We start from the raw sequence: 16,718 nt of genomic DNA on the forward strand, positions 1-16,718 counted from the left end.
TGCAACACCGCTAAACAGAGCTTCGATCCAGCCCGTTTCAGGAGTTTGCGCCCGTGACCCTCGTTACCGACAGCTTCATCCGCTCGCTTGAGAGTTCGGCCACCGACCTCGCCGAGGCGGAGACCCTGCCGCCCGAGTGCTATACCAGCGCGGAATTCTATGCGTTCGAGAAAGAGGCGCTCTACAACCACGAATGGCTATGCGTGGGCCGCGCCGATTGGGTGGCCAAGCCGGGCGACTATTTCTCCACCCGCGTGATTGGCGAACCGATCCTGGTATCGCGCACGCTGGATGGGGAAATCCGCGCGATGTCGGCGGTGTGCCAGCACCGCGCGATGCTGGTGGCCGAAGGGCACGGCAATGCACGCGGTTTCCTGTGCCCCTATCACCACTGGAGCTACAACCTGGACGGCAAGCTGGTCGCCGCCCCGGCGATGAGCAAGACCTGCAATTTCGACAAGGCGCAATACAGCCTGCCGACGTTCAAGGTGGAACTGTGGAACGGCTTCATCTTCATCAACTTTGATGCCGATGCCGCCCCGCTGGCGCCGCGCCTGACGGCGGTGGCCGACGCCATTGCCGGCTATGACTTGGCCGGGGCGGAAGGGCCGCGCCCCGATCCGGCGCCGACCTTGCCGTGGAACTGGAAGGTCATGTTCGAAAACAACAACGATGGCTATCATGCCAGCCGGCTGCACCATGGCCCGCTGCACGATTTCGTGCCATCAGGCCTGGCGGTGTTTCCCGATAGCGATCCGGCCGATGGCGGCTTCCTGCGCTTCAACGGCACGCTGCATGCCGATGCCAGCTTCAACGCCACGCAAAAGGCGGTGCTGCCGGTGTTCCCCGGCCTGTCTGACGAAGCGCGCATGCGCATGACCTTTGCCAACATCCCGCCCACGCTCAGCCTGGTGATGATGAGCGACATGGTGATCTATCTGATCCTGCGGCCCAATGGCCCGGAATCGCTGGAGATGGACACCGGCTTCCTGTTTGCGCCGGGCGCGATGGCCGACCCCGCCTTCGATCACAAGCTCGACATGAATATCCGCGCCTCGGGCCACATCATCGCGCAGGACCTGCATGTCGATGAACTGGTGCAGCAGGGCCTGCGCTCGCGCTTTGCCCCGCGCGGGCGCTATTCCTGGCAGGAAGGCGCGCAAGGCCAGTTCAACAAGTGGCTGGTGCACCGCTATCGCGCCACGCACCAGCGCCTGGCAGTCCGGGAAATGACCCAGGCCTGACCCGATCCGGGGCACGTTTTGTTTGCGGTGCAGCATTGCGTGTCATCACAGATGGCGTAAGGTGGTTGCCAGGCCGGCAACCATAAGCCGCGCCGCCATCAGGGTCGCTCAACCTAGGGGGCAAGCCGTTGCGCTTTACCACCAATGCCTACCCGCGCGAGCAGCGCCAGGACGCCTGGCGTTTTGCGCTGCAGCGTGTCAGCCTCGAAGTGCTTGGCACTGCTGAGGAACTCTATGGCGAGCTGGTAAGCTTTACCAGCGGCCAGGGCATCCAGTTCGTGCGCGTGACCGGCAATGGCCAGCGCCTGGCGATCGATATGGCTCAGGATGCGCCCAGTTTCTGGCTGGTGCTGCTGCTCGAAGGGCGGCTGAGCGCGACGCAGGGCACCACCGCGATCGAGCTGTCCGAAGGGGACATTCTCTATGGCGGTGGCTCTGCCCGCACGCAGATCGACCTGAACGGCGAACACCGCTTTCTGCTGGTCAAGGTGCCCCACGCGCTGCCCGCGCTGCGTTCGCGCTCGGCCCTGCCATCGCAGATCAGCAACCTGATTGCCGACGAGGCGATCGGCCGCATGCTCTCGGCGCTGCTGCGCTCGGTGGCCGATACCATCGTCGACGTGTCGGACGACCAGATCCGCCCGGTCGAACTGGCGCTCCCCGAATTCATTGCCGCCACGCTGCTCGACAAGGCACCGGTCAAGGAATTGGGCGGCGCGGCCGGTGCGCGCGCGGCGATCCTCGAACGGGTGTTCCAGTCGATCGAAATGCGCCTGTCCGATCCCAACCTGTCGATCCACCAGATCGCGGCGGAGCACCGCATTTCCCCGCGCTATCTGCAGAAACTGTTCGAAAGCGCCGGCGAAAGCTTTAGCCAGTTCGTGAAATTCCGCCGGCTGGAACGCTGCCGGCTTGACCTGGGCAGCCCGCTGCACGCGCAGCGCTCCATTTCCGAAATCCTCTTTCAGTGGGGGTTCAACGACAGCGCCAGCTTCAGCCGCGCATTCCGCGAACGCTATGGCATGAGCCCGCGCGAATACCGCAAGGTGGGCGCTCTGCCGGACGAGTCGATCGAGGCACCCCGGCGCGGGCGACCCAGCGCGCAAAAGGATGCCCGGCCCGAAGAGCGCGAGGAAGCGCCTGCCGCCACGACACTCGATCCGGCGGTAGAGGCCGATGGCCTGGTCGAGGACGTGCAGGTCGATGCCGCGCCTGGCGTGCGCCATCATGTGTTGCCGGTGCGCCCCGATACGATCCACTGGGGCTATTTCAGCAAGCATCTGAAACCCGCGCTGGAAGTCTGCTCGGGCGATTATGTCACCGTCGAAACGCTGACCCACCACGCCAACGATGACGCCGAACGCATGATCCATGGCGATCCGGCGGCAGAGGCGGTCTATCGCTGGACAGCCGAGGGCAAGGTGGTGGATCGGCGCGGGGCAGGGCCGCTCGATGCCTCGGTGCTGGGGCGTGGGCCGGGCGAGGGCTTTGGCGTGCATATCTGCACCGGCCCGATCGCCATTTCGGGGGCAGAGCCGGGCGACGTGGTGCAGGTGCGCATCCTCGATATCGATCCGCGCCCCAGCCGCAACCCGCGCTTTGCCGGGCGCGCCTTTGGCAGCAACGTGGCCGCCTATTGGGGTTTTCACTATGCCGAACTGATCACGGAGCCGAAACCGCGCGAAGTGATCACCATCTACGAGATCGAGAAGGGCGCTGGGCTGCCGCTGGCGCACGCGGTCTACAACTATCGCTGGACGCCGCAGAAAGACCCCTCGGGCGTGATTCACCCGATGTACGATTACCCCGGCGTGCCGGTCGACCCGGAAACGATCGAAAAGAACTTCAACGTGCTGCGCGATATCGAGATACCGGTGCGGCCGCATTTCGGCGTGGTGGCGCTGGCGCCGGCCCATGCCGATCTGGTCGATTCGGTGCCGCCGGCCAATTTCGGTGGCAATATCGACAACTGGCGCCTGGGGCCGGGCGCCAGCGTGTTCCTGCCGGTGGCAGTGCCTGGCGGCCTCTTGTCGCTGGGCGATCCCCACGCCAGCCAGGGCGATGGCGAACTGTGCGGCACGGCGATCGAATGCTCGATGACCGCCGTGATCCAGGTGATCCTGCACAAGGCCAAGGGCGCGCCGGCCCACGTGCGCGAGCTGGATTATCCGATGATCGAGACGCCCAGCGAATATGTGATCCTGGGCTTTTCCAACCCCGATTACCTGCGCGATCTGGGCGGCAAGGCGCAGAGCGAGGTTTACAAGCGATCATCGATCGATGCCGCAATGCGCGACGCTTTCCGCAAGGCGCGGCGCTTCCTGATGACCATCCGCGACCTGACCGAGGACGAGGCGATCTCGCTGCTCTCGGTCGGCGTCGATTTCGGCATCAGCCAGGTCGCCAATGGCAACTGGGGCGTGCATGCGGTGATCCGCAAGGCGCTGTTCACCAGCTGATCGCGGGTAGCGGTGCGCGCCAAGGAAGCGGGACCCCGGATCAAGTCCGGGGTGACGTGGAAAGACATTCTTTCAGGCATCGTCTCCCCGGACTTGATCCGGGGTCCCGCTGTTTGCCGTCACGACGTTGCGGATACCCGTTCGATCACTCGAGCAATACCGGCTCCGCCGCAATCGCCAGCGTATAGCCCTGCCAGCGATCGAACTGCCCAGCCAAGTGACCCAGTTCGTGTTCGGCATAGTGCAGCGCGTCGTCACCCAGCAGCAGGACCAGCGGTGGCTCGGGCTCATCCAGCGCGGCCAGGATCGCCTGCGCGGCCAGCGTGGGGCAGCCCGGCTCGTTGCCGTGCTTGTCCTGCAGGATCTGGCGCGCCAGATGCGCGGTGCCGGCATAATCGGCGATGACTGGATCGGCGCCGGGCAGGCGGTCGGCGGAAAAGGCGGTGCGCAGTCCGCCGGGCGCCACGTTGGTCACCTTGATGCCCAAGGGGGCCACTTCCTGCGCGAGGGTGCGGCCGATGCATTCCAGCGCAAACTTGGTGGCGCCATAGATCGCCGTGCCATGCCAGGCCGCCAGGCCCGAAACCGAGGTGATGTTGACGATGTGCCCGGCGCCGCGGGCGCGCATGGCGGGAAGTGCGGCCTTGATTACCGCCAGCGGGCCGAACACATTGACATCGAACAGCGCGCGCGCATCGGCCAGGCTGGTTTCCTCCACCGCGCCGGTAAAGCCGCGTCCGGCGTTGTTGACCACGTAATCAAGCGGGCCGACCAGCCCCTGCGCGGTGCGCATCACCACCTGCACGGCGGCTTCGTCGGTCACGTCCAGCTTCATCGCATGAGCGCGGCCGGGGGCAAGGGCAGTAAACATTTCCGCGTCGGCCTGCGCGCGCACCGTGCCCACCACGGCATCGCCACGCCCCAGCGCGGCGCGGGCCAGGGCCAGACCCAGGCCCGAACTGACGCCGGTGATGAACCAGTTTGCCATGCGCATTCCTTCTGTTGGTTTGCGCCAGGGCTAGTTGGATGTGGCGGGCGCGTCTTGCCGTGGCGCGCATGGATTTGTGCGCCAGCGCCGGAGTTCATGCGCTGCACAAACCTTCGTGCGCGTGGTGACAAGATGCGCGGGCCAAGCCGCCCTAGCTTGCCCGTGATCCCAACCCGCGCCACACATCCTGTTCATCACTGCAAAATCACGGACCAGCCATGACCGAACCCACTACCACGGTTGCGCATTTCGGCCTTCCTTCCGACAGCGGCGGGCGCGACATCGGCATCTTCATGCCGATGGCCAACGGCGGCTGGATCATTTCAAAGAATTCGCCGCGGCTCGATGGCTCCTATGGCTATAATCTGGAAGTGGCCAAGCTGGCCGATACCATGGGGCTGGACTTCATCATGGCTATGGCCAAGTTCAAAGGCTATGGCGGCGAGATCCAGCACTGGGAATCCTCGCTCGACAGCCCGCTGATGATGGCCGGCCTGGCCCAGGCGACCAGCCGGGTAAAGGTCTGGGCGACGATCCACACCCTGCTGCAAAATCCGGCGGTGGCGGCCAAGATGATTGCCACGCTCGATCAGATCAGCGGGGGCCGCGCCGGGCTCAACGTGGTGACCGGCGCCTACAAGGGCGAATTTGCCCAGATGGGCGCCTGGCCCGAAGGCGTCGACCATGACGAGCGCTATGTCCTGGCCACCGAGTGGATCGAGAACATCAAGCGGCTGTGGAGCGAAGACCGGGTCACCGCCCATGGCAAGTATTTCACGCTGGACGATTGCACGTCGTGGCCCAAGCCGCAGCAGCGCCCGTTCCTGGTCTGCGCCGGCACGTCCAAGGCCGGCGTGCGCTTTACCGCCGAGCACATGGACGCGCTGTTCCTGGCGGGCAACAACCTGGACGAACTGATTGCCAACACGCACAAGGCCAAGGCCGGCGCGCTGGAACTGGGCCACGCCATCCGCACCTATTCGATGATGATCCTGGTCATTGGCGAAACCGATGCAGAGGCCGAGGCCATGGTGCAATCCTATCGCGATGGGCTGGATGAAGAGACGCTGTGGGGCATGATGCGCGCCTATGGCATGCTCGATGCTGAAATCGGCAAGGAGAACGATTTCACCCGCAAGGCGCGATCGGCGCTGATGGCCCCGCATGTGGCTGGCTCCCCCGAGACGGTGCTCGCGCAGCTGACCGAAATCTTTGAAAAGACTGCGCTTGACGGGCTGATGCTGATCTTCCCCGATTACCTGACGATGCTGCCGGTCTTTGCCGAAAAGATCCTGCCCGTTCTGCGCGCGCGCTTTCCCGGCAAGATCAAGGAGGCGATCGATGCCTGAGCCGGCGGCCCAGACCGTGATCGATCCGGCCACCGCCTTGCCGCACGTGGCCCAGCCAGGCGCGATGATCGCGCCGGCGCGCACCGCGCTGGTGGTGGTCGATGTGCAGGTCGATTTCGCCGCGCCGCACGGCGTGGTCGCCGGTTATGGCGCAGACATGACCGAATCCGACAAGGCGGTCGACCGGATCGAGGAACTGGTCGCCGCTGCCCGCGCGGCCGGCGTCACCGTAGCCTTCATGCGGGTGATGACCCGGCCGGAAAGCGACAGCCAGGCGCTGAAAACCTGGATGGCCAGGCGTGGCTCTCCTGGCGGCGAGGCGATCTGCCGGATCGGCAGCGGCGGCGAGGATTACTGGCGCGTGGCGCCCCGGCCAGGCGATATCGAGATTGCCAAGCTGGCCTATTCCAGCTTCCACGGCACCGACCTTGATATGCAATTGCGTGCGCGCGGTATCGATACCCTGGTGATGACCGGGCTGACGACCGACTGCTGCGTCGATTCCACCACGCGCGATGCGTTTCATCACAACTACCACACCTTTGTGGTGTCTGATGCCTGCGCTGCGGCCGAGCCTGATCTGCATGTGCACGCGCTCAAGGCTATGGCGCAGCATTGCTCGCTGCTGACGACCAGCGCCGCCGTGGTGGGGGCTTGGCGCGCATGAGCCCTGACGGGGACGGCCCTATCGCTGCCGATTTCGTGATCCGCAACGCGTGGATCGTGACGATGGACGCCGCGCGGCAGATCTGGCGCGATGGCGCGCTAGCCGTGGCGGGCGATCGCATCGTGGCGGTGGGCCCGACCGCGCAGGTCATGGCCCAGGTTACCGCGCGCGACGTGATCGATGGCAGCCGCTTCGTGCTGACGCCGGGGCTGGTCAATTGCCACGTGCACATCACTGGCGAGCCGATCACGCGCGGCTATGTGCCCGATGACACCGATTGGCGCACCAACGTGTTCGATTGGCTGATCCCCACCTATCTGGCGCAGACCCCGGCCGAGGAACAGCTTGCCGCCACGCTGGCCTCGGTGGAAATGCTTAAGAACGGGGTGACCACGTTCATCGAGGCCGGGACGATCCTGGATCTGCCCGCCGTGATGGAGGCGGTTGACGCCGTGGGCATTCGTGGCCGGCTGGGGCAGTGGATCCAGGATCGCGCCTTTGCGCCCACCGACGATCAGGCTGCGCTTACGCGCGATGCCATCGCCCGGCTCGAAAGCCAGCTGGATCGCTGGCCGGTTGCTGATGACAAGCGCCTGGCGGCCTGGGGCTGTCTGGTCGGACACAACACCGCCACAGACGACCTGTGGCGCGCCGCCACGACCATGGTGCGCGAACGCGGTGTGGGCATTACCGCGCATATGAGCGCTGATCCGGCCGATCCCGACTATTACCTTGCCACCACCGGCAAGCGCGCCTTGCTCCATCTGGAAGAACTGGGCGCGTTGGGCGATCATCTTTCGCTCACGCACATGATCCACCTCGATGACGCCGAGGTGGCCGCCGTGGCGCGCAGCGGCATGCTGGTGACGCATTGCCCGCTCACCGCGATGAAGGGCGGCTATGGCGTGACCAGCCATGGCAAGTTCCCGGAAATGCAGGCGGCGGGCGTGCCGATCCAGCTGGGCACCGATGGCAACAACAACGGCAATATCGCCGATCTGATGCGCGCGATGTATCTGCTCGCGGGCCTGTTCAAGGATGCGCGGCGCGATGGTGACCTGTTCCCCGCGCATGCCGTGCTGGAATGCGCCACGCTGCATGGTGCGGCGGCGGCGGGCCTGGCTGGAACGGTCGGCGCTCTGGTGCCGGGCATGAAGGCCGATTTCGTGGCGCACGATCGCAACCGCCCGGAATGGACGCCGCTGCTCAACGTGATCAACCAGCTCGTCTGGTCGGCCGATGGACGCGGCGTGCACAGCGTGTGGGTGGACGGGCAGCGCCTGGTCGACAATTATCGGATGACGAACGTGGATGAAGAAGCGCTCTATGCCCAGATTCAGGATGCCGCGCCGGGCCTGATCGCGCGGGCCGGCAAGACGATCCCTTGCGCCTGGCCGGTGGCTTGACCATGTCGGGTCGGGCAACCCAGCCGGGCACGGGTATCACCAAGGGCACCAAGCCGATGCGTATCGTCATTCTGGGCGCGTTTGCCGCGCTCTATTTTCTGTTGATGGCTTCCACGTTCAATTCGTTGGGCCAGGTTCTGCCGATGATCGTGGCTGATCTGCACTTTACCTGGGCGCAGGCGGGCATGGGCTTTACCGTGCTGGGGATTGCCTGCGGGGCGGCCTCGATGCTGCCGGCAGCTGTCATCCGCCGCCATGGCGTGGCGGTTACGCTGCTGATCGGCATGGTGCAGCTTATTGCCGGATTTGCCGCGCTGGCCTGGATGCAGGGCGTGTGGATGTATCTGCTCGCCACGCTGCTCTTGGGGCTGGGCTTCTGCTTTTGCGGGTCGATCGCGGCGGTCGATGCCATTGGCAATGCCTTTGACCGCAAGCGCTCCACTGCCATCGGCCTCTATTTTACCGCTGGCAACCTGGGGGCGGTGGCTGGGCCGATCACCTTCTTCGCGATCCATTCGGCCACCGGCAGCTGGCGCCTCTATTGGCTGGCCTGTGCCGCCGGCGCACTGGTGCTCGGGCTGTTCGCGGCGGCGGTGTGCGGCCGCTATGAACGCCGCGTCGGCGTGGTCCATGGCCCGGCCGATGAAGCGCCGCCTCCGCCCGAAGGCTGGACGGCGCGCGCGGCGCTGGCTTCATGGCAGTTCTGGATCGTGGTGCTGGCCTATACTGCGTGCCTGTTAATCAACACCACCGTGCACAGCTTTGCCTATCAGCACATGCTCGAACACCGCGTGGCGCCGGGCGTGGCCACCGGGTTCATTTCGGCGGCGGCCTTTGTGGCGGCCGTGGCAGCGGCGCTCGCCGGTTTTGCCGGTCAGCGGGTCGATGCCCGCGCACTTACCGTGGTGGCGCTGGTGGGATCGGCATTTTCCTCGCTCGCGCTGATCCTGCCGCTGGGCACCGCCGCGCTGGGCTTTTTCGCGGTAACCTTTGGCATCGGCATCGGGGTTTCCACCGTGGGCACGGCCCTGCTGCTGCGCGGCTGGTTCGGCGGGCGCGCCGCGCTGGAGCTTTATTCGGTGATGACCGTGGTTTCCACCTCAGCTGCGATCGGGCCGAGCATCGGTGGGCACCTGCACGATACGATGGGCAGCTTCGTGCCCAATTTCGCGGGCCAGGCGCTGATCGGCCTTGTCGTTGCGTTGGTGGTGGGGCTGGCCCGCCGCCCGGTGCCGCGCACTGCAGCGGGGGATGCGGTGCTGGCGTGACCTCTGCTGCGCCTATGCGCCGTGCTCGATGATCGTTTCCATCGCCACATAGGTCGATGTGCTCGCCACGTTGGGCAGGCTCGAAATCCGCTCTCCCAGCACGCGGCGATAGGCCAGGATATCGGCCGTGCGGATCTTGAGCAGATAATCGAAATGGCTGGCGATCATGTGGCATTCCTCCACCTCCTCCACCTGGAGGACGGCGCGGCGGAACGCGTCGAGCGCCTTTTCGCGGGTGTCTGACAGCTTCACCTGGGTAAACGCGATATGCGCCAGGCCTAGCTTGTGCGGATCGACCACGGCGCGAAAGCCACGGATGACGCCATCGGCCATCAGCCGCTTGAGCCGCGCCTGGCATGGCGTCTTGCTCAAGCCCACGCGGCGCGCGAGTTCGTTGATGCTCAGCCGCCCGTCGACACGCAGCTCTTCCACGATCTTGAGGTCAATGCGGTCAAGCGGAGACGGCTCTGTCATCGGCTGGCTCAGGGCCGGGTAGAGCCGCGTACGACCAGGCGCACCGGCACGCGCCGCGCCGTCGCCGTCTCGCCCGAAATCATCGCCAGCAGGCGATCGACCAGCAGCGAGCCGGCCACCTCGAAATCGGATTCCACCGTGGTGAGCGGCGGCGTGGACCAGGCACCGGCACGCACGCCATCGAACCCGACGATGCCGATCTGATCGGGCACGACCAGCCCGCGCCCGGCCAGTTCCTTGAGCGCGCCCAGCGCGATCTCGTCGCTCACGCCAAAGATCGCATCGAACGGCCGCCCGCTTTCGATCAGGGCCACGGCGGCCCGGCGGCCTTGCTCTTCGCGCGGCAGGCCACGCTCGATGCGCTGAAGCACCGGCTCCAGCCCGGCGCTTTCCATCGCTGTGGCATAGCCGTCATAGCGTTCCTTGAACTGCCGCTGTGGCGAGGTTTCCGAACCCAGGCACACGATATGGCGATAGCCGCGCACCAGCATGTGGCGCGTGGCCAGCGTGGCCCCGGCGTGGTTGTCGCTGCGCACCCAGGGGAAATCGTCCTGCGTCGCGCCCCAGCACACCCAGTGGCTGCCCTGGGGCAGGGCGCCGAAATAGTCCCAGGCCGCAGTGTTCTCGCTGGTGCCGATCACGATCATGCCGTCGGCCTTGCGGCGTTCCTGGTAATGGCCCCAGAAATTTTCCGGGCTGTCCTGAAACGCCACCAGCACCTCGAACCCGCGCGCGGCGGCGGCGGCGCAGGTGCTGCCCAGCAGGGCATAGTAGAAGGGATTGAGATCCTTGCGATCCTGCCCCGGCCGGCAGACCATGACTACCGCCAGCGTGCCGGTCTTGCCCCGGCGCAGGCGCGCGGCATTCTCGTCTACCTGATAGTTGAGCTTGCGCGCCGCCTCCATCACCCGCTGGCGGGTCGGCGCGCTGATCGACGGGTCACCGGCCAGCGCACGGCTGACGGTGGACTGGCTGACGCCGGCCGCTTCGGCCACGTCGAAACTGGTTACACGGGTGAGGCGCTTTTCGGCCATGGATCAAGATCTCTTTCGCGTGCAACAGTCAGCGGAAGCTGTCCTTGGCCGCGCGCAAGGCGGCAAAGGTGGCAACGGCGTCGCCGCCGCCCCAGCGGGATTGCAGGACGGGATCGTCGGCGCGCAGGAAGGGGTTGGTTTCTAATTCGCGCGCCAGCGGTGTGGGCACGGTTGGCAGGCCCTGCGCGCGCCGGGCAGCAACATCCTGCGCATAGGCGGCCAGCGCGGCATTGTCGGGATCGGCGTGCACGGCAAAGCGGGCATTGCTGGCGGTATATTCGTGCGCGCAGTAAACCAGCGTTTCGGCCGGCAGCGCCTTGAGGCGCGTGAGGCTGGCCCAGAACTGCGGCGGGGTGCCTTCGAACATGCGCCCGCAGCCCAGCGCAAACAGCGCGTCACCGACAAAAGCCAGGCCGGCATCGGGCAGGTGATAGGCGACATGGCCCAGCGTGTGCCCGCCCACGGCCAGCACCTGCACCACGTGATCGCCCAGGCGCACGGTGTCGCCGCCATCGACGGCGCGGTCAACGCCCGCGATCTTTGCGGTTTCCTGGGCCGGCGCGCTGATCGTGCAGCCAGTGGCGGCCTTGATCGCCGCGTTGCCCCCGGCATGATCGGCATGCCAGTGGGTGTTCCAGATCTGCGTGATCTGCCAGCCGCGCGCGGCCGCCTCGGCCAGATAGCGATCGGCATCGGGGGTGTCGATGCACACGGTTTCGCCGCTCGCGCTGTCATGCACGAGGTAGCCATAGTTGTCAGACAGGCAGGGAAACTGGTGAACTTCGATCATCGCCCTCGCTCCTCGCGTTCCCTCATAGCGGAAATGCTGCAAAGCAAAAGACGGCAAACGGCGGTTAACCGGCGCGGCGCCACTGCTCAGTCGATGCGGGCCAGGCGCGCGACATGGGCAAAGGCCTGGCGCGCCCCGGCAATCGCCTCGGCTTCCTGCCCGGCATCGAGGGGTACGGCATCGAGCGCGTCGGTAAAATCGCGCCAATGCGCGGCCGGTCCATCGCCCCATGGCGCCAGGTGGCGGGCGCCGAATGTGTCGGAGAGGCCGATGCGCATGACCAGCTTGCGCAGCACTGCCGCGCCCAGGTTCGAGCCTTCGGCCACATAGAGCCATCCCAGCGCGGCGCCGAGCGTGGGCTGCGGCGGGGCCGGCAGTGGAGGGGAGGGCGCATCAAGGCCAAGATCAGCCATGTCTTGCAGCACCAGCGGCAGCCGGCAGCGGTCTGCCAGGCCGGGCAGGACAGCCTGCAGCGCGGCATCGCCATAGAGCGGCGCGACCGTGCGGTGAAAGCCCAGTTGCATGGCCAGGAAGCTGGCATAGCCTTCGCGGCTGGCAAAACTTTCCCGCGCCATCAGCGCCGCATCCAGCGCCGCATGCACATCGCGCGTCGCCTCGCGCAGGCGCTGGGCGCGGCCGGGATGGGGCTGGGTGGGTGAGGGCATGCGCGCGGTCTATTCTCGGGATCTGTAGGGATGGAATGTGTACCATGCTCCGCTCGTCCTGAGCTGGACGAAGGACGCGAAGCGCAGCGCTGAGTTGCGACAGCCCTTCGACAAGCTCAGGGCGAACGGAACGCGGAGGTGGCGTCGTATGATGCATCTAACGTAGGCGGTGTGCTCCGAAAACGCCACTGCATGAAAAAGCCCGCCCGGCGCGGTGCCAGGCGGGCTTTTTCGGTCTCTCGGTTGGCAGGGGCCGCATGGCCCCCGCCAGGCCGGGATCAGCCGCGAGCCTTGAGGGCTTCGCCGAGGATGTCGCCGAGCGAAGCGCCCGAGTCCGACGAACCGTACTGTTCCACCGCTTCCTTTTCTTCGGCCAGCTGACGGGCCTTGATCGAGAAGTTGGGCTTCTTGGAACGGTCGAAGCCGGTGACCATGGCGTCGATCTTCTGGCCAACCTGGAAGCGGTCGGGACGCTGTTCGTCACGATCGCGGCCCAGGTCCGAACGCTTGATGAAGCCGGTCGCGCCGTCTTCGCCAGCCTGCACTTCGAGGCCGCCATCGCGGACTTCGAGGACAGTGACGGTGACGACTTCGCCGCGACGCAGCGAGCCCGAGGTGGCAACGCCGCCAGCAGCCGGAGCGCCCTTTTCGAGCTGCTTCATGCCGAGCGAGATGCGCTCCTTGTCGACGTCGACGTCGAGGACCACGGCCTTGACCTGCTCACCCTTGCGGTGGAGGGCCAGGGCGTCTTCACCCGAGATGCCCCAGGCGATGTCGGACATGTGAACCATGCCGTCCACGTCGCCATCCAGGCCGATGAACAGACCGAATTCGGTGGCGTTCTTGACTTCGCCTTCCACGATCGAACCGACCGGGTGCTTTTCGGCAAAGCCTTCCCACGGATTCTGCTGCGCCTGCTTGAGGCCCAGGCTGATGCGGCGCTTGTCGCTGTCGACTTCCAGAACCATGACGTCGACTTCCTGGCTCGTCGAAACGATCTTGCCGGGGTGGACGTTCTTCTTGGTCCAGGACATTTCCGAAACGTGGACCAGGCCTTCGATGCCCGGTTCCAGCTCCACGAAGGCGCCGTATTCGGTGATGTTGGTGACGGTGCCGCGCAGCTTGGCGCCAACCGGGTACTTGGCGGCAACGCCATCCCACGGATCGCTTTCCAGCTGCTTCATGCCCAGCGAGATACGCTGCGTGTCCTGGTTGATGCGGATGATCTGGACGCGCACGGTGTCGCCGATGGCGATCACTTCGCTCGGGTGGTTGACGCGCTTGTAGCTCATGTCGGTGACATGGAGCAGGCCGTCGATGCCGCCGAGGTCAACGAACGCACCGTAGTCGGTGATGTTCTTGACGACGCCGTCGATGATCTGGCCTTCCTTGAGGTTCTGGATCAGGCCCGAGCGCTGTTCGGCGCGGGTTTCTTCCAGAACGGCGCGGCGCGACACGACGATGTTGCCACGGCGGCGATCCATCTTGAGGATCTGGAACGGCTGCGGCATGTCCATCAGCGGGGTCACGTCGCGCACGGGGCGGATGTCAACCTGCGAGCCGGGCAGGAAGGCCACGGCGCCGTCGAGGTCGACGGTGAAGCCACCCTTCACGCGGCCGAAGATCACGCCTTCAACGCGCTTGCCTTCGCCGAATTCGGATTCGAGCTTGTCCCAGGCGGCTTCGCGGCGGGCGCGGTCGCGGCTGAGCATGGCTTCGCCTTCGGCGTTCTCGACGCGGTCGACGAACACTTCGACTTCGTCGCCGACCTTGAGGCCGTGCGGCTGGCCGGGGGCGGCGAATTCGCGCAGGGCCACGCGGCCTTCGCTCTTCAGGCCCACGTCGATGACGGCCTTGTCGTTTTCGATGGCGGTTACGGTGCCCTTGACGACGCGGCCTTCAAAGCCACCGGTGGCGCCAGCGCCAAGCGATTCGTCAAGCAGCGCGGCGAAATCGTCGCGCGTCGGGTTGGTCGACATGAAAAAGTCTTCCTGATATCGATGTTTCCGGCCAGGCGGTTGGTTCCGCCGGTCTTTTCTCCATCACCTGCCCCATGCAGGATAATGGGCCAAAAGGGCCGATCCGCCCATGCGGGCCGGATGCCCGCGCAGGCATTCTTGTCCCTCTCGGGAAAGAACCTGGCGCGCTTAGGCCTGCCCCCAGTGAAATGCAAGCAAAACCGCGTGTTTTGCAAATGCCCGCTTTGCTCAAGGTCAAGGTGATCGGCGCGCGGGCAGACTAGGGATCGAGCATCCAATCCGCACGACGGGAGTTGCCACAATGACTGCCACCCAAACACCGCCCCCCATGGCTGCCCTGGCCCGCGCCGCCACCGTTGTCACCCGCCACGGCGTGACCTTAAGCGTGCGGCAGGCCTTTGCCGAAGACGAAGATGCGCTGGCTGCGTTTTTCGATGCCGTGCTGCCCGAAGACCGCCGCTTTCGCTTTCTTGCAGCTGCCGGCCATCTCGATCACCAGCGGCTGTTGCCGATGACGCGGGTGGACCATTGGCGCACCGAAAGCTTCCTGGCGTTCGACCAGGCAAGCGGCGATCTGGTGGCGTCGGGCATGCTGGCCTGCGATGCGGCGATGGAAACCGGTGAAGTGGCGGTTTCGGTGCGCGGCGATTTTCGCGGGCAGGGCGTGGGCTGGGCCATGCTCGACCTTCTGGCCCACGAAGGCGAACGGCGCGGGCTGGACCGCGTGATCGCGATCGAGGACCGCGCCAACCAGGCCGCGATCGACCTGGAAAAGGACTATGGCTTCATCGCCCATGGTGTTGAGGGCGATCCGCACCTCGTCATGCTGGAAAAGCGGCTGGGGTAAGATGTGGCGCGTGCCCCCCCGGCCTGGCTGGGGAGGGGCACGCACCGGTCCATGCGATCAGGTAAGGCTGCCAAGCACGTCGCGGGCAAAGGCTGACAGCGTATCGTCGCGCGCGCCCATGATCACGATCCGGTCTCCCGGACGGGCGAGGGCCGCCAGCCGCTGGCCGGCCTCGGCGCGCTCCGCCACGTGTTCGGCTTGGCCGCCATGCGCGTTGACCAGGCCGACGATGCGTTCAGACCCTTGTGTGCGATCCACCGTGCCGCCAAAATAGACCGGGTCGGTCAGGATCACGCGATCCTCGGCGCTCAATCGCGTGGCCAGCACTTCGGCCAGTTCCGCGCCCATCTGGCGCAGCGGGCCATAGCCGTGCGGCTGGAACAGCGCGAGCACGCGGCCGGGATGGGCCTTGAGCGTTGCGAGGGTGGCGGCAACCTTTTCCGGGTTGTGGCCAAAATCATCAATCACCGTCACGCCGCTGGCGCTGGTGCCGACAATGTCGAACCGGCGGGCGAGCCCGGCATAACCGCTCAGGGCCGCCACGGCCTCGCCCAGCGGCAGGCCCGCCGCATCGGCTGCGGCCAGAGCTGCCAGGGCATTGGCCAGGTTGTGCCGGCCCGGCACGGCCAGCGTGATATCGTGCTGCGCACCACTGCGCCGGTCGACCACGGTGGCGGCAATGCGGGTCGGGCTTTCCACCACGCTGGCGGGCACGACCCCGATCATCGCGGTATCGGCAAAGCCGAAGGTGACCGTGGCCCGCGCGCGGTGGGCCAGGGCCATGCTTTCCGCGTCATCGGCATTGATCACCGCCGTGCTTGCCATGGCGAGGAAATTGCCAAACAAATCGCGCAGTTCCTCCAGACTCTTGTGATCGAGACTGACGTTGTTGAGCACGGCGATCTGCGGCCGATAGAGCGCGATCGTGCCGTCGCTTTCATCGACTTCCGAAACGAACAGCCCGCCCTGGCCCGCCCGGGCCGAGGCAAAGGGCGCGTCAGGCGTGGCAAAGTTCTTCATCACCGCCCCATTCATGATCGTGGGATCGCGGCCCAAGGCCGTGAGCATCCAGCCGATCATGCCAGTGACGGTGGACTTGCCGCTGGTGCCGCCCACGGCAATGCCGATCGGCGCGGCGTTGAACAGGCGAGCGAGCAATTGCGCACGGGTGAAGCGCGGGCAGCCGAGGTCGCGGGCGCGCACCACTTCGGGCACGGTGTCTTCCACCGCAGCTGAGGCAACGAGCGCCTGGTCGGCCGAGGTGATGCCGCTGCCGTCTTGCGGGAACAGGGCAAAGCCCAGACTTTCCAGCCAGGCGAACTTTTCGGGCGTGCGGCCCTGGTCGCGGCTGCGATCAGACCCGGCCACTTGCGCGCCTGCGCCCTTGAGGATCAGCGCCAGGGGCAGCATGCCAGATCCGCCGATGCCGCAAAAGAACCAGGGATGGGCAGTTAGCGCGCCATCTGGCGCAGGTGCAGTGTGGGCCATGGGCACAGGGCACTACAGCAATCAGGGGGCGTGGCAAGATCGCTGCGACCGGTTTGCCCC

At 65.9% G+C, this 16,718-nt stretch carries 14 protein-coding genes; 7 read left to right on the forward strand and 7 right to left on the reverse strand.

From position 1 onward, the window contains the following. Positions 1 to 53: 53 nt before the first annotated feature. Together SCA01S_RS10965 and SCA01S_RS10970 are read left to right on the forward strand one after the other, a co-directional pair. Positions 54 to 1,244 carry an aromatic ring-hydroxylating oxygenase subunit alpha gene (locus SCA01S_RS10965; protein WP_062785467.1) on the forward strand — a complete coding sequence of 397 codons (1,191 nt, stop codon included), beginning with the start codon at positions 54 to 56 and terminating at the stop codon, positions 1,242 to 1,244. 128 nt (positions 1,245 to 1,372) lie between these two features. Then, positions 1,373 to 3,703, forward strand: a complete 2,331-nt coding sequence (locus SCA01S_RS10970) for an acetamidase/formamidase family protein (RefSeq protein ID WP_062785470.1) — start codon at positions 1,373 to 1,375, stop codon at positions 3,701 to 3,703. 145 nt (positions 3,704 to 3,848) lie between these two features. On the opposite strand, the gene SCA01S_RS10975 is transcribed toward SCA01S_RS10970, so the two are convergent. Continuing rightward, entirely contained in the window at positions 3,849 to 4,691 is an 843-nt protein-coding gene (locus tag SCA01S_RS10975; protein ID WP_062785472.1) for an oxidoreductase, read from the reverse strand. Positions 4,692 to 4,909: 218 nt separating this feature from the next. On the opposite strand from SCA01S_RS10975, the gene SCA01S_RS10980 reads away from it, so the two are divergent. Genes SCA01S_RS10980 through SCA01S_RS10995 form a run of 4 tightly spaced genes read left to right on the forward strand, consistent with a single transcriptional unit; the run spans position 4,910 to position 9,381 of the window. Further along, positions 4,910 to 6,040, forward strand: a complete 1,131-nt coding sequence (locus SCA01S_RS10980) for an LLM class flavin-dependent oxidoreductase (RefSeq protein WP_062785474.1) — start codon at positions 4,910 to 4,912, stop codon at positions 6,038 to 6,040. Continuing rightward, entirely contained in the window at positions 6,033 to 6,707 is a 675-nt protein-coding gene (locus SCA01S_RS10985; RefSeq protein ID WP_062785476.1) for a cysteine hydrolase family protein, read from the forward strand. Before SCA01S_RS10980 ends, SCA01S_RS10985 begins: the two co-directional genes overlap by 8 nt. After that, positions 6,704 to 8,113, forward strand: coding sequence for an amidohydrolase family protein (locus SCA01S_RS10990; RefSeq protein WP_062785478.1), 1,410 nt, complete (start codon positions 6,704 to 6,706; stop codon positions 8,111 to 8,113). Before SCA01S_RS10985 ends, SCA01S_RS10990 begins: the two co-directional genes overlap by 4 nt. Positions 8,114 to 8,115: 2 nt before the next feature. Then, entirely contained in the window at positions 8,116 to 9,381 is a 1,266-nt protein-coding gene (locus SCA01S_RS10995) for an MFS transporter (RefSeq protein ID WP_062785480.1), read from the forward strand. A gap of 12 nt (positions 9,382 to 9,393) precedes the next feature. Here SCA01S_RS10995 and SCA01S_RS11000 read toward each other — a convergent pair whose 3' ends face one another. From SCA01S_RS11000 to rpsA, 5 genes are all read right to left on the reverse strand, one after another. Further along, positions 9,394 to 9,855 carry an Lrp/AsnC family transcriptional regulator gene (locus tag SCA01S_RS11000; RefSeq protein ID WP_062785482.1) on the reverse strand — a complete coding sequence of 154 codons (462 nt, stop codon included), beginning with the start codon at positions 9,853 to 9,855 and terminating at the stop codon, positions 9,394 to 9,396. An 8-nt stretch (positions 9,856 to 9,863) separates the two neighbouring features. Further along, positions 9,864 to 10,889, reverse strand: a complete 1,026-nt coding sequence (locus tag SCA01S_RS11005) for a LacI family DNA-binding transcriptional regulator (protein WP_245652521.1) — start codon at positions 10,887 to 10,889, stop codon at positions 9,864 to 9,866. A 28-nt stretch (positions 10,890 to 10,917) separates the two neighbouring features. Further along, entirely contained in the window at positions 10,918 to 11,679 is a 762-nt protein-coding gene (gene gloB, locus SCA01S_RS11010) for a hydroxyacylglutathione hydrolase (RefSeq protein WP_062785484.1), read from the reverse strand. A gap of 86 nt (positions 11,680 to 11,765) precedes the next feature. Continuing rightward, positions 11,766 to 12,344, reverse strand: coding sequence for a biliverdin-producing heme oxygenase (locus SCA01S_RS11015; RefSeq protein WP_062785486.1), 579 nt, complete (start codon positions 12,342 to 12,344; stop codon positions 11,766 to 11,768). A 278-nt stretch (positions 12,345 to 12,622) separates the two neighbouring features. Further along, a complete protein-coding gene (gene rpsA, locus SCA01S_RS11020) occupies positions 12,623 to 14,323 on the reverse strand; it encodes a 30S ribosomal protein S1 (RefSeq protein ID WP_054130489.1) in 1,701 nt (566 codons plus the stop codon). Between the two features lie 328 nt (positions 14,324 to 14,651). Here rpsA and SCA01S_RS11025 point away from each other — a divergent pair, with 328 nt between their 5' ends. After that, positions 14,652 to 15,170, forward strand: a complete 519-nt coding sequence (locus tag SCA01S_RS11025; RefSeq protein ID WP_233250889.1) for a GNAT family N-acetyltransferase — start codon at positions 14,652 to 14,654, stop codon at positions 15,168 to 15,170. Positions 15,171 to 15,227: 57 nt separating this feature from the next. Here SCA01S_RS11025 and SCA01S_RS11030 read toward each other — a convergent pair whose 3' ends face one another. Continuing rightward, a complete protein-coding gene (locus SCA01S_RS11030; protein ID WP_062785490.1) occupies positions 15,228 to 16,658 on the reverse strand; it encodes a glutamate ligase domain-containing protein in 1,431 nt (476 codons plus the stop codon). Positions 16,659 to 16,718: the final 60 nt, after the last annotated feature.

The sequence above is a fragment of the Novosphingobium capsulatum NBRC 12533 genome, from assembly GCF_001598375.1.
GTDB lineage: Bacteria > Pseudomonadota > Alphaproteobacteria > Sphingomonadales > Sphingomonadaceae > Novosphingobium > Novosphingobium capsulatum.

Coding starts and splice junctions, on each gene's coding strand:
- SCA01S_RS11025 (WP_233250889.1), top strand. CDS start 14,652: ATGGCTGCCCTGGCCCGCGCCGCCACCGTTGTCACCCGCCACGGCGTG.
- SCA01S_RS10990 (WP_062785478.1), top strand. CDS start 6,704: ATGAGCCCTGACGGGGACGGCCCTATCGCTGCCGATTTCGTGATCCGC.
- gloB (WP_062785484.1), bottom strand. CDS start 11,679: ATGATCGAAGTTCACCAGTTTCCCTGCCTGTCTGACAACTATGGCTAC.
- SCA01S_RS10985 (WP_062785476.1), top strand. CDS start 6,033: ATGCCTGAGCCGGCGGCCCAGACCGTGATCGATCCGGCCACCGCCTTG.
- SCA01S_RS10995 (WP_062785480.1), top strand. CDS start 8,116: ATGTCGGGTCGGGCAACCCAGCCGGGCACGGGTATCACCAAGGGCACC.
- SCA01S_RS11030 (WP_062785490.1), bottom strand. CDS start 16,658: ATGGCCCACACTGCACCTGCGCCAGATGGCGCGCTAACTGCCCATCCC.
- SCA01S_RS11015 (WP_062785486.1), bottom strand. CDS start 12,344: ATGCCCTCACCCACCCAGCCCCATCCCGGCCGCGCCCAGCGCCTGCGC.
- SCA01S_RS11005 (WP_245652521.1), bottom strand. CDS start 10,889: ATGGCCGAAAAGCGCCTCACCCGTGTAACCAGTTTCGACGTGGCCGAA.
- SCA01S_RS11000 (WP_062785482.1), bottom strand. CDS start 9,855: ATGACAGAGCCGTCTCCGCTTGACCGCATTGACCTCAAGATCGTGGAA.
- SCA01S_RS10975 (WP_062785472.1), bottom strand. CDS start 4,691: ATGGCAAACTGGTTCATCACCGGCGTCAGTTCGGGCCTGGGTCTGGCC.
- rpsA (WP_054130489.1), bottom strand. CDS start 14,323: ATGTCGACCAACCCGACGCGCGACGATTTCGCCGCGCTGCTTGACGAA.
- SCA01S_RS10980 (WP_062785474.1), top strand. CDS start 4,910: ATGACCGAACCCACTACCACGGTTGCGCATTTCGGCCTTCCTTCCGAC.